This is a genomic window from Marinobacter zhejiangensis, assembly GCF_900114775.1.
GTDB classification, from domain to species: domain Bacteria; phylum Pseudomonadota; class Gammaproteobacteria; order Pseudomonadales; family Oleiphilaceae; genus Marinobacter; species Marinobacter zhejiangensis.
On sequence record NZ_FOUE01000002.1, the window covers coordinates 326,316 to 337,986 of the forward strand.

Annotated in this window: 13 protein-coding genes; 10 read left to right on the forward strand and 3 right to left on the reverse strand. The window is 51.7% G+C overall.

What is annotated here, in order from left to right; translation table 11 throughout:
• Positions 1–2 precede the first annotated feature (2 nt).
• Entirely contained in the window at positions 3–482 is a 480-nt protein-coding gene (locus tag BMZ67_RS18825) for a DUF3987 domain-containing protein (RefSeq protein WP_092021218.1), read from the reverse strand.
• 27 nt (positions 483–509) lie between these two features.
• A complete protein-coding gene (locus tag BMZ67_RS06905) occupies positions 510–734 on the reverse strand; it encodes a helix-turn-helix transcriptional regulator (RefSeq protein WP_092021219.1) in 225 nt (74 codons plus the stop codon).
• 256 nt (positions 735–990) lie between these two features.
• Between BMZ67_RS06905 and BMZ67_RS06910 the strand changes: the two genes are divergently transcribed.
• The 4 genes from BMZ67_RS06910 (at position 991) to BMZ67_RS06925 (ending at position 4,395) form a co-directional block, all read left to right on the forward strand.
• Positions 991–1,335: a hypothetical protein gene (locus BMZ67_RS06910; protein WP_092021220.1), complete on the forward strand. Its 345-nt coding sequence runs from the start codon at positions 991–993 to the stop codon at positions 1,333–1,335.
• Between the two features lie 30 nt (positions 1,336–1,365).
• Positions 1,366–2,328, forward strand: a complete 963-nt coding sequence (locus BMZ67_RS06915) for a DUF932 domain-containing protein (RefSeq protein WP_092021221.1) — start codon at positions 1,366–1,368, stop codon at positions 2,326–2,328.
• A gap of 87 nt (positions 2,329–2,415) precedes the next feature.
• Positions 2,416–3,417, forward strand: coding sequence for a YqaJ viral recombinase family nuclease (locus BMZ67_RS06920; protein ID WP_092021222.1), 1,002 nt, complete (start codon positions 2,416–2,418; stop codon positions 3,415–3,417).
• Between the two features lie 63 nt (positions 3,418–3,480).
• Entirely contained in the window at positions 3,481–4,395 is a 915-nt protein-coding gene (locus BMZ67_RS06925) for a recombination directionality factor (RefSeq protein WP_092021223.1), read from the forward strand.
• A 54-nt stretch (positions 4,396–4,449) separates the two neighbouring features.
• On the opposite strand, the gene BMZ67_RS06930 is transcribed toward BMZ67_RS06925, so the two are convergent.
• Positions 4,450–4,701, reverse strand: coding sequence for a helix-turn-helix domain-containing protein (locus BMZ67_RS06930; protein ID WP_092021224.1), 252 nt, complete (start codon positions 4,699–4,701; stop codon positions 4,450–4,452).
• A 207-nt stretch (positions 4,702–4,908) separates the two neighbouring features.
• On the opposite strand from BMZ67_RS06930, the gene BMZ67_RS18490 reads away from it, so the two are divergent.
• From BMZ67_RS18490 to brxC, 6 genes are all read left to right on the forward strand, one after another.
• The gene (locus BMZ67_RS18490) at positions 4,909–5,100 is read left to right on the forward strand and encodes a hypothetical protein (RefSeq protein ID WP_139214339.1); all 192 of its coding nucleotides are present in this window, start codon (positions 4,909–4,911) and stop codon (positions 5,098–5,100) included.
• Between the two features lie 150 nt (positions 5,101–5,250).
• The gene (locus BMZ67_RS06935) at positions 5,251–5,655 is read left to right on the forward strand and encodes a hypothetical protein (RefSeq protein WP_139214340.1); all 405 of its coding nucleotides are present in this window, start codon (positions 5,251–5,253) and stop codon (positions 5,653–5,655) included.
• A gap of 201 nt (positions 5,656–5,856) precedes the next feature.
• Positions 5,857–6,723 (forward strand): helix-turn-helix transcriptional regulator, encoded by an 867-nt coding sequence (locus tag BMZ67_RS06940; protein WP_092021226.1) that lies wholly within the window; start codon positions 5,857–5,859, stop codon positions 6,721–6,723.
• A gap of 12 nt (positions 6,724–6,735) precedes the next feature.
• Entirely contained in the window at positions 6,736–7,347 is a 612-nt protein-coding gene (locus BMZ67_RS06945; protein WP_092021227.1) for a DUF1819 family protein, read from the forward strand.
• A gap of 34 nt (positions 7,348–7,381) precedes the next feature.
• Positions 7,382–7,957: a DUF1788 domain-containing protein gene (locus BMZ67_RS06950; protein ID WP_092021228.1), complete on the forward strand. Its 576-nt coding sequence runs from the start codon at positions 7,382–7,384 to the stop codon at positions 7,955–7,957.
• 45 nt (positions 7,958–8,002) lie between these two features.
• Positions 8,003–11,662, forward strand: a complete 3,660-nt coding sequence (brxC, locus tag BMZ67_RS06955; protein WP_092021229.1) for a BREX system P-loop protein BrxC — start codon at positions 8,003–8,005, stop codon at positions 11,660–11,662.
• Positions 11,663–11,671 lie beyond the last annotated feature (9 nt).

Genomic DNA, 11,671 nt, shown 5'->3' on the forward strand with positions numbered 1-11,671 from the left:
CTTCAAGACTCCTGCGTATTTGAGGTCAGGGATTTTCGGAGGGCGTTGCTCAAAGCTTTTTCTAGTACCCTGCGCTGTAGATCCCATATGTGCATCTCCTGCTCCCATTTGTCAGAAAGGGACTTATATTCTTGCTCTGCCAAAGCCTCAGCTTCTCGAATTGGCTGAAAGAAGTACTTGATTAGGCTTGACTTTCGTTCGCCGGAGCCTGCGATCATCAAAGTAAACAGGGATAAGGACGTCGGTCCTCCCGCGGGTCGTTCTACGTCACACAGTGCTTGGGTTACTGTGGAAGCTGCGGTTAAAGCCACAAGCAGTGTCGTTGAATAGGGTGTTTGTACAGATTCGCCTGCATGGCACACTGCCTCTCCCAACAGGCCGAGGCGCGAAGGGTGTGGAAGCTCCTGATACCGTTCAAATAGGTTTAATGTTGGGGCTGCTGGTAGCCCCCATCGACTGGTGGTTCCCCAGTTTGAAGACATTCTCTTACTCCTTTATCTAAGGTGCGATTAGCTGCGTGAAATCTCTATCTGGTCCTCCATCCAGTCGTCGATTTCATGTTCGATCCATGCGACTGCACCGCCACCGAGCTTGATTTGATTTGGGAACGTTGGATCGAAATACTTCGAATCCTGCTTGAGTTTGTTGTAGATTGTTGAGCGCGACAGGCCCGTTTTATTCATGACGGTCCTCAACCGTATAAAGCGGATGTGTCTTTTTGGGGTGCCTGTCATTTTGTGTCTCCTCGTTAGTCTGGTAATCAGGCTAAATGGGAGGGGGAGACAAGGAAATTTTATTTCCGAAATATCCCAGAATATTCTGAAAGAGCTGCCTTTTCGGCCGTGACGGTGTCGAAAATGCTGCTACGTTTGCTACGCGTAGCAGCTGTAGCTAGCCATTCACCCATTCCAGAAATTTTCAAACCTATATCACCTCTGTGAGCCAGGGCACTGACAGTGCCTTCCCTCCTACTTCACAGAGGTAATTCCTATGTCTGAACAATGCCCCAACTGCCTGTCCCGGCGGATTAGCAAGAACAACTACGGCAAGAAGGCTGCTGGTGTGGTCGGTGCGTCTGCCGGTACCTACGGCGGTTATGCCGCTGCTACAGCAGGTGCCCAAGCAGGTGCAGCACTCGGAGTCGTGGCTGGCCCTGTCGGCGCGACCGTTGGCGGTATCGGCGGTGCCGTCATTGGTGCACTGCTGGGTGGTGCCACCGGCGCTTCCGCTGGCGTCATCCTTGGCGATGTCCTGGATGAACGGGTGCTCGACAACTACCGCTGTCTTGATTGCGGCTATTCCTTCAGCTCTGACCCTCGCGACGATATCCGCTAATTCCCCTCGCAAATCCAAAGGAGAACAACCATGGCTCATCTCATCGAGCAAATGGCCTATGTTGGCCAAACCCCTTGGCATGGCCTGGGGAACGAACTGACTTCAAATGAGCCCCTGGAGGTTTGGGCAAAGCAAGCCGGTTTGGATTGGCAGATTCTGGAAAGCCCCGTCCGCTTTGTCACCAATGCGAATGGCAACCTGGGCGAGATCTTGTCCTATCCAGATTCGAAGGTGCTTTACCGGTCAGATACCAAAGCGCCGTTATCGGTGGTGGGTAATCGTTTCAAGGTCGTTCAACCCGAGGAGATTCTGGAGTTCTACCGGGATCTGACTGAGGTGTCTGGCTTTGAGCTGGAAACTGCCGGCGTCCTGAAAGGTGGCCGTAAGATGTGGGCATTGGCGCGTACGGGCCAGCATGGTGTGCTTAAGGGCAATGACCAGACCAATGCCTACGTGCTGTTGGCCACTGCCTGTGATGGCACCATGGCAACGACATGCCAGTTCACCAGCATTCGCGTGGTCTGCAACAACACCCTCGCGGTGGCGCTGAAAGGTTCCGCTACCAACGCCGTCAAGGTGAAGCACAACACTGCTTTTGATGCGAACCTTGTGAAGAGGCAACTGGGTATCTCGGTCTCCGCGTGGGACGATTTTATGTATCGCCTGAAGACCCTGAGTGAACGGAAAGTGAAAGCCACGGAGGCCAGGAACTACTTCCTCAAGGTGTTCACTGAAGATTCCGGTTCTGGAGTCGGCAAAACCAACGAGCGCTCCATGGCCAGGGCCTTGAGCTTGTACGAAGGTGAGGGCATGGGGGCCAACCTGGCTTCCTCCGCAGGCACGGCCTATGGCCTGTTAAATGCCGTCACGGAATTCATTGATCATCAACGTCGCGCAAAAACGGTCGACCACCGGTTGGACTCAGCCTGGTTCGGAACCGGGGCAACTATCAAAAATCGTGCATTAGAGCAGGCCATGTCGCTTGTGGCCTGAGCCAATTCACAGGCTCTCAAAACCACCATAAAGCCCACCAGAGCACCAGGCTCCGGTGGGCTTTTTTTATGTCTGAAGGAAATCACCATGAGCATGAGTGCAAAAGCAGTTCAGAAGCAGCGGCCAGCACTGCGCCTGGTTTCCACCAAGGGGCTCAGCCGGGACGAATGGTTGAGGGTGCGTAAGCAAGGCATTGGCAGTAGTGATGCTGCGGCAGCCGTGGGCATGAACCCTTATCAATCCCAGTTGGAACTCTGGATGGTCAAAACCGGCAGAGATGCTGGTTTGCCAAAACCGGATTCGGACGACCCAACTTCACCGGTTTACTGGGGGCACATACTGGAACCCATCGTGGCAGAACAGTACAGCCAACAGACCGGGCGAAAGGTGCGCCGGGTAAATGCGGTGCTGCAACACCCCGATCCGGACAAGTACTGGATGTTGGCCAACCTGGATTACTCCGTTGTGGCGAATGAAGACGTGCAGATCCTGGAGTGCAAAACCGCCGGGGAGTTCGGGAGTCGTCTCTGGAAAGAAGGTGTGCCGGACTACATCCAGTGCCAGGTCCAGCACCAACTGGCGGTTACCGGTAAGCAGGCGGCAGACGTTTGTGTGCTGCTATGCGGTCAGGAGTTGAGGATCTACCGTATTGAACGGAACGAAGAGCTCATCGAAGCACTGTATGTGCTGGAACGCCAGTTCTGGGATTTCGTGGAAATGGATACGCCACCGCCAGCCGATGGCTCTGATTCTGCCGAACGAGCCTTGCGCCATCTCTATCCGGCGGATCAGGGCGAGACCCTGGACTTCAGTCAAAGCAAGGAATTGTCTGACGCCTTTGACGAACTGTTAGCCATCCGCTCGGAAATGGAAGGCCTCAGATCCACCGAATCCCACCTGAAACAGCGGATCGAGAGCCAGATGGGCGAGGCGTCAAAGGCAACCTTCTCCAATGGCAGTGTGAGCTGGAGGTGCAGCAAAGATTCTGTTGGGCTCAACGTCAAGCAGCTACTGAAGGATCAGCCTCATCTACTGGACCAATACCCTCTTACCAAGCCGGGAAGCCGGCGATTCCTCATTCAAGCATGAACACCCCATTGGCTACGCGGGCGCGGCAAGTGCCCCGTGGCGCTTGTTCACAGGAGATTCACCATGATTAAAGGTTTAGCCATTACGCCTCCGGTGCTGGGGCGTATCAGTATAGGGCGGGTAATTGAAAAGAATGGTATCCGCCTGCCACAGAAGGACGACCAATTCACCATTACATCCCAGATCCAGGAAAAGGGCGGATGGGTGCTACATCCACTGGATGAGTCGCTCAGAAAGGAGGCTCCGAACGGCAAGCTGCGAACCATCCCGGTCCGGATGCTGTTCAATGACGCGGACCTCAACCTGCGGGCTGAATACACCATGTTCGACAGGAAAAGCGGACGGCCCCTGTGTGTTGGCAACGGCGACAGCTGCAAGCGCCTTACCCAATCAGGGGTTCAGTCATTGCCGTGCCCGGGGCCGATGCTTTGCGAGTTTGGTAAAGGTGGTTTGTGCAAACCCTTTGGGCGCCTGAACGTGAAGGTTGGCGAGGATGATGATTTCGGTACCTTCATATTCCGCACGACGGGTTACAACAGTATTCGGACCCTGGCGGCCAGGCTGAGTTACTACCAGGCAGCCTCTGGTGGCCTGCTGGCGTATATGCCACTGGAATTAAAACTGCGAGGCAAAAGCACGACGCAAAGCCATCGTACGCCCATCTACTATGTGGACCTGGTGATTAAAGAAGGAATGTCATTGCAGGAAGCGGTGGCCGAAGCCAGGGAAACGGCCAGGCAGCTAAAGGAAGAAGGTGTTGATCAGGCTGCATTGGACGCGGCCGGGAGGAAGGGGTTCGGTAATGCGCTGTCTGAATGTGATGAAGAGGAGGTGCGGGAGGTTCTTGAAGAGTTTTTCGCCCATACAGATTCCTCAGCACAGAGCCATGCTAGCCGCATAACTGAAGCCGCTGAGATGGGGACCCTCAAGAAACAGTTGGGAAGAGATGGGGGAGGGCGGTTGGCTTCAGGGGTGTGAATGTTATACCAAAGGGCGGAGACGGCAGGCTCTGGCAGCTCTACCAGGAAAAAGCTAACCTTCCGAAAGGTAGATCCGTTCCGCCGTTTCCCAGAGGTTGGATGGTTTGCAGGAAAGGGCATCTGCAATTTTCCAAACGGACACGATAGTTGCCTTTGCTGCGCCACGTTCAATACCTGACACAAACGACCTGGCTAGACCGGCCTGATCTGCCAACTCCTCCTGGCTAAGGCCTATCTCGACCCTTCTGATTTTAACCGCCCGTCCAAATGCTTTTCCTAGCCTTGAGGCTTGCTCTGAATCCACGGGTAAGCCCTTTTGGAGATGTTTGAAACCAAAAGAGTTTTACAAAGACCATGTGGACCATCCACGCTCGTTGAAGTACATTTGGGCCTCTATAGAGGTCTAAAAGGCTTTTATAGGTGTGATTTTGTGCAGTTTTAAGCTGACTGGATCTGGTCGGTGTTGGCGGAAGCTGCATCTTGGGAATTTAGACAACATAAGGAGACCACTGTGTCCGTAGTAAAAACCATGTCGATTATTGGGATCGTATTTTTCTCGCTTTGCTTGATTTTGGTTATGGGATTTGCCGAATCCGATATCGAGGCTGCAATGGGGTGGGGGATGTTCGCTGCTCTATACGGGATTGGTTACTCAATCACTACCCTGGTCAAAGTAAAGAGTTCTGCTAATTCCCCCTCCTGATGAGATGCCCTGCCAGGTGCGCTTCCGCGCCTGGCACTTGGTCGCCCAGATTAAGTGAAAATACCGAGAACAAGCTTCTATTTTGGGCACTCTGGGGCGAGGCTAGTGGCTAGCAAGGTAGCTAATAAAACTGAAAGCTGGAGACGTTTAATGTTTAAACTCAGTAAATGTGCAGTAACAGCGGTATTCCCAGTGCTCCTCGCGGGATGTTCTGGTGGAACTCTGGATTGTTCTGATGTGGTTACTAAAGAAACGGTCGTTGATATCGTCGTGAGCAACATCCAAACGGCCGTATGGGGACGTGAAGCATTTGACCGTGAAATCTTGAGTAACTTTGATGTGACCAATATCAAAACACTCGGATATGACGATGCAACGGATCGGTATCACTGTGCAGCTAGCTTGGATTTTGAGCTGAAAGGAAACCCGAAGTCCTTCGATATTGAGTATGTCAATTCCTATCTCGAAGAGGTGGGGGACACTGAAGTCGCTGTATATGACATTAACGATATCAAAGGAAAACTACTGTTCATGGTGGCGGCTACCGGTGGGTAACTACAACCCCAACTGCCTGATACGGGCTGGTATTAATAACGGTGGATGCAGAAATGCTCCACCGTTTTTTTTTGAGTTTTTTGTGAGGTCGCAGCCAAGCAGAACCCTTTATCGGTCCAACTCGAAATTACAGCACAAAAACTTTACAGTAAATTTTTTGAGGGGTAAATTTGGCGTCATGATGATTTTACGAGGCTACACATGGCTGACGAAAAGCTTGAAGTTCTGCGTAGACTTAGAGCAATTGAATTGCTGGCCTACTGGGAGGGGCGGTTAGTAACCAATCGGCTGATGACTTGGTTTGGCATCAGCCGACAGCAAGCCTCTTCCGATATTAAGCGTTACATTAGCGCCCATAATCCGGGTTCCCTCTACCATGATCCTGGAATGAAGGGATACGTGCCTCAGGGCGACTTCCAGCCCGTCTTAACCACAGGGCATATCAACGAATATCTGGATATGATCTCTGGTCTGGTCGGCGAATCTGTTGCAGTGACTCTGGAATCCGAAGATCACCTTGCTGCGGTCCAATTGCCCGATCGTACGGTTCGACCGGAAATTGTCCGGGAAATACTGCGAGCTTGCCGATCGCAATCCAGTATAAAGATTCTCTACGCTTCAATGACAAATCCAGTATGGAGCGAGAGAGTAATCTCTCCACATACCTTGGTTTACACCGGGTTCCGTTGGCATGTTCGGGCCTATTGCCATAAGCGTAGTGAATTCAGAGACTTCATTTTGTCTAGGATAGACCGGACGCCCAAGTCTGCTTCCGATCCGGCCCCTGACTCTGTACAGGACGCCCTATGGCAAGAGCGTACCGTTATGACGCTTGTGCCAAACCCGAAGCTGAACGATGGCCAGAAAGCGCTTGTCGAGAAGGATTTTGGAATGCCGGATGGGCGGCTCCAAATTTCGGTCAGGAAGGCTCTAGCCCACTATACGTTGCAGCGTTACCAGGCAGCGATAACCGTTGATGAAGCGGCCGATGAGTTCAAGTTTCCCATTGTCCTTCTGGACTCAGACCGAAAGAAACTGAGCCCCTATTTGTTTGGCTCAGAGCCATAGAGGAGACTGAGATTGAAAGACCAGTTCCATTATGACAGTGACTTGGTTGGAGGCTCTCTCATGGTGAGAGAGAGCCGTATTGTTGCTGGTTTGCTAATGGACGGCGTAACACCTGAGCAATGGGATGAGGCAATCCGCGTCGAGAACGTGTTGCAGAAACGTTCACCGGCCTCAGCAAAACGTAATGCGACAGCGATTCGTAAGCGGCTTGAGCGCCTGGAGCCTGCGTTCTGGCGAGCGCTTCGGGATGGCGATGATGAGCTGGCCACGCAGGTTGCCTTTTGTGCCGCGTTAGAGCGAAACCTGTTGTTGGTTGAGTTTATGGAAACGGTTCTCCGTGATGCTTATAGGTCGCGAGCCGAAAAGCTCGACGCCTTTGTGTGGACGGATTTTCTGGAAGACCGGTCGCATCGAGACCCTACGATTTGTGACTGGAAAGAAAGCACCAGGAAGAAAATGGGGCAGGTGGCGTTTCGTATGCTTGCGGAGGTGGGGTATCTAAAGAGCACCCGAACGCTAGAACTACAGCATGTTCTGGTACGGCCGGAGGTCAGGATCATGCTTGAAGAGCATTACAAACAGAGAATCAGGAAGTGCATGGAAGTGTCAGCATGGACGCGGTAAGTGCATCAGCATTAGCCATTTTGGGATAGGCATTATGGATCAACGACTACACGACCGGTTGAATCAAATACCAGACAAGATACTTTCCTCTGAGTTTTTAAGTGGCAAAACCTTAGGAGGAGACCTCAGCTTCTGGATATTTGATTACGAGCCCGAGCAGGAGTTGGATGTTCGCGAGTACATTGAGTTCCTTGAAGTCATGCTGGCCAAAAAGCACAGCCATTTGAAGGTGGTTAACATCAATCTTCTCAAGTGCCTGGTCGGTTATCTTGCCGATCGCAACTTCGTTGATAAAGCCATAGAGATGCAGAAGATCAAAGGTGATGAGGCCTTGATGAAAGCCCTTAAAGGGCCGCTGCACATGGACAAATTCGCGCCTTACCTGACAGAAAAACATTCCGCTACCGAGCAGGACATCATCTTCATTACTGGAGTGGGTTCTGTTTGGCCGTTATTGCGAGCACACAACCTGCTAAACAGCCTTCATTCACTGTTGGGGCATAAGCCTGTCGTCCTGTTTTATCCCGGCCAATACAACGGCCAGGCAATGAGCCTGTTCGGGAGAATACCCAGCAACAATTACTACAGAGCCTTCAGGTTGGTTCCGTAAGCGATGGCGACCAATTAATAAGAATTTCAGGGGAATCAACACACTATGAACATCAAAGAACTCTTTTTTAAGCCACTGGATCGCTCAATTAACGGCGTTGTTAAGGCTGACCAGGATGATGATGCCACTGTTTACCAGGAGCTGGATGAATATGTGGTGACCAATGAGCTGGAGAAGCATTTTCGGGATTTCTTTCAGTCCTACGGTACCGATCTCAATGACCCATCCATCGCTAACCGAGTGGGGGTGTGGATTTCTGGTTTCTTCGGTTCTGGTAAATCACACTTCCTGAAGACCTTATCCTATATTCTGGCCAACAAGGTGGCGCGGGATTCAGAAGGTAAGGAACGCAGCGCAGTAGAGTTTTTTGATGAACACAAGATCCGCGATGCTTTTATTCGTGCAGATATTGATAAAGCCGTAAGCGGTCATTCCGATGTCATTCTGTTCAATATTGACAGTAAGGCCAGCTCAAACGATGACGGCAACCCTATTCTCAACGTATTTCTACGAGTCTTCAATGAGCACCAGGGTTTTAGCGGCGACCACCCGCACATCGCGCACATGGAACGTCATTTGGCCCAGAAAGGGGCCTATGAGACCTTCAAAACCGCATTTGAAGAATCCAGCGGTCTATCATGGACTGAAGAGCGTGACGGATATCAGTTCTATCAGGATGACGTAGAGAAGGCCATCTCCAAGGCATTGAACCTGTCACCAGATGCTGCCCATAAATGGTTTGAAGAATCCGAAGAGACGTTCAGCGTCTCCGTCGAAAACTTCTGTCACTGGGTCAAAGAGTACCTGGACGGTAAAGATCCGAAACACAGGATACTGTTCCTGGTGGATGAAGTTGGTCAGTTTATTGGCAGTAATACCCGCCTGATGCTGACCTTGCAAACCATCACGGAAAACCTGGGCACTATCTGTAAGGGGCGTGCCTGGATCATAGTAACCTCTCAGGCCGATATGGACGCGGTATTGGGTGAACTGTCATCTTCCAAAGCCAACGATTTTTCCAAGATTGCCGGTCGCTTCAAGACCCGGTTGTCGCTGTCCAGCTCGAACACTGATGAGGTTATCCAGAAGCGCTTGCTGCGTAAGACTCCAGAAGCAGCGGACATGCTCAAGTCCGTCTTCGACCAGAAAGGCGATATTCTAAAGAACCAAATTACCTTCGATCGCTCCGGGCCTACGCTCAAAAACTTTGATGGTCCAGATAGCTTCGTCAATAACTATCCGTTTGCGCCTTACCACTTCCAGTTGGTACAGAAGGTTTTTGAGGAGATCCGTAAAGTCGGGGCCACCGGGGCGCACCTGGCTTACGGTGAACGGTCTATGCTGGACGCCTTCCAAATGGCCGCCAGCTCCATCGCCAAGGAAGAGGTTGGGGCTCTGGTACCCATGCACCGTTTCTATAGTGCCGTTGAGGGCTTCTTGGATACAGCCGTCAAACGCACCATCGATCAGGCCGGTGAAAATGCCACGCTGGACAGTTTCGATGTTCAGATGCTCCGCACCTTGTTCATGATCCGCTATGTAGACCTGATCAAAGGAACTCTCGATAACCTGGTCACCCTGTCGATTGAGAAAATCGACGATGACAAGCTGGCGCTACGCAAACGTATCGAGGAGAGCCTTCAGCGTCTGGAGAAGGAAAGCCTGATCACCCGTAATGGTGATGAGTTCCTGTTCCTGACCAACGAAGAGCGGGACATTACTCAGAAGATTAAGGCTACTGACGTTGCCAGCTCGGAAGAAAACAAAGAACTGAGCAACCTGATTTTCAAAGACCTTCTGCGAGATACCAATAAATACCGGCATCAGCCCAACAAGATGGACTACAGCATTGGCCGGTACCTGGATGGACACACCCTGGACGGTAAGTATGAAGCTGACCTGAAAGTGGAAGTGGTGTCACCGCTGGACACTGATTACAGCCAATACTCTGAGGCTGGCTGCATCAACAAAAGCGCAGAGGGCGAGGGTCAAATCCTTATTAAGCTGGGCGATGATAAGCAGTTCTTCAGTGAACTCCGCACCTGGCTGAAGACCAACAAGTTTATTCGTCTGAACGACGATGGTACCCAAGCGGACATTACCCGTATCTTGGCTGATCGTGGTCGGGAGAACCAGGAGCGTAAAAAGCGCCTGCGTGCCCGGATGGAAGACATGCTGTTGAAAGCGGATGTCTACGCTCTTGGTCAGCATCTTTCTCTATCTTCATCCAATGCACTTACCAAGCTTGATGAGGCCTGCCGCTACCTGCTGGAGAATACTTACACCAAGCTGAGCTATATCAAGGTCTACCAGCAAGACCCTTGGCGCGAGCTTAATGCCGTTCTGACCGTCGATGATATTGGACAAATGGGCCTGTCATTGGAAGGTGATGAGGGTAATCCAAAGGCAACCCGCGATGTTGAGCAATACATCGGGCTTAGGGCGACCGGGACCGAGCGTATCCTGCTTTCAGACATTGTTGAGCGTTTCGCGAAGCGACCGTATGGCTGGCCAGATGCTGAGATTTTGTTGATTGTTGGCCGTTTGGCTGCGGCTGGCCGGATCTCGTTCCAACTTGGGGGTGGAACGCTGCCTGTCAGGGAAGCGCTGGAGCCTCTCCAGAATACACGCCGCCGCCGCGAAGTCTCAATTATCAAGAAACGCCAAACCGATGAGGCAGTGCTGAAGCAGGCGCGTAACCTGACTCAAGACCTGTTCTCTTCGATGGGACCTGCCACCGAGAAGGAGTTGTTCGAGTTTTACACTCAGCACTTCAGCAAGTGGCTGGCCAACCTCAAATCCTACAAGAGCAAAACCGATGTGGGCCGTTTTCCAGGGAAGACAGTGATTGAGCAGTCAATCCTGACTCTGGAGCGCTTGCTTAGTAATGATGATAGCTTCGATTTCTTCAAGCAGGTCGTGGATAAGAAGGACGATTATCTCGATCTGGAGGAGGATTACCGGGACATCCACGAATTCTTCAGTAACCAGATCCACACCTGGCAGCAGCTTCAGCAGGCACTTCGTCACTTCGATAAGAACCGTCAGGCGTTGGAGAAGGAAGCGGAAGCCAGTAAGGCTTTGTCGGAACTGCAATCTATCGAATCAGCAGATACGCCTTACGGGATGTTGCACAAAGTCGCTTCTCTGGTAAGCGCAGTAGAAACCGTCAACGAACGTCTGCTAACTGAAAAACGAACCCATGCCATTGAGCGAGTGGACGACAAAATCAAACAGCTTGAAGGCGAGATCGCCAAGAGTGGGATTGGCTCACCTGAGCTGAGTAACCGGCTACTTCGTCCACTGCAACTGGTGAAAGCAGATTTAGAGACGGAGACCAGTATTGCCGGTATCTACATGCTGCAAACCGAAACAGCCACGGAACGCTTTGATGATGGTCTGTATGAGCTTGAGCGAGCGGTTCAGGCGGAGATTGAGCGCCGCGCCAAGGCAGAGCAGGCAGCGAAAGCTCAGCAAGCTGATCCAACCGGCGCAGATACGTCCACACCGATCCCGGATACAAAACCAGAGCCACCCGTTGCTAAGCCTAAACCTGTTGTCGAGGTGAATGTGTCCAGCGTCTACAACAAGACCTGTGAAGGTGTGTACCTGGAAACAGAAGAATCCATCGACCAGTTTGTGGAGGCCCTCAAAGCTGAGTTGAAAAGCATTGTTCGCAATGAAAAGCGCGTGCGTATTCGCTAAGGAAGTAAT

What these genes read in the sequence shown, in the direction of transcription:
- BMZ67_RS06910 (WP_092021220.1), top strand. Translation starts at nt 991, where the DNA reads ATGTCTGAACAATGCCCCAACTGCCTGTCCCGGCGGATTAGCAAGAAC.
- BMZ67_RS06940 (WP_092021226.1), top strand. Translation starts at nt 5,857, where the DNA reads ATGGCTGACGAAAAGCTTGAAGTTCTGCGTAGACTTAGAGCAATTGAA.
- BMZ67_RS06925 (WP_092021223.1), top strand. Translation starts at nt 3,481, where the DNA reads ATGATTAAAGGTTTAGCCATTACGCCTCCGGTGCTGGGGCGTATCAGT.
- BMZ67_RS06915 (WP_092021221.1), top strand. Translation starts at nt 1,366, where the DNA reads ATGGCTCATCTCATCGAGCAAATGGCCTATGTTGGCCAAACCCCTTGG.
- BMZ67_RS18825 (WP_092021218.1), bottom strand. Translation starts at nt 482, where the DNA reads ATGTCTTCAAACTGGGGAACCACCAGTCGATGGGGGCTACCAGCAGCC.
- brxC (WP_092021229.1), top strand. Translation starts at nt 8,003, where the DNA reads ATGAACATCAAAGAACTCTTTTTTAAGCCACTGGATCGCTCAATTAAC.
- BMZ67_RS06950 (WP_092021228.1), top strand. Translation starts at nt 7,382, where the DNA reads ATGGATCAACGACTACACGACCGGTTGAATCAAATACCAGACAAGATA.
- BMZ67_RS06935 (WP_139214340.1), top strand. Translation starts at nt 5,251, where the DNA reads ATGTTTAAACTCAGTAAATGTGCAGTAACAGCGGTATTCCCAGTGCTC.
- BMZ67_RS06920 (WP_092021222.1), top strand. Translation starts at nt 2,416, where the DNA reads ATGAGCATGAGTGCAAAAGCAGTTCAGAAGCAGCGGCCAGCACTGCGC.
- BMZ67_RS06905 (WP_092021219.1), bottom strand. Translation starts at nt 734, where the DNA reads ATGACAGGCACCCCAAAAAGACACATCCGCTTTATACGGTTGAGGACC.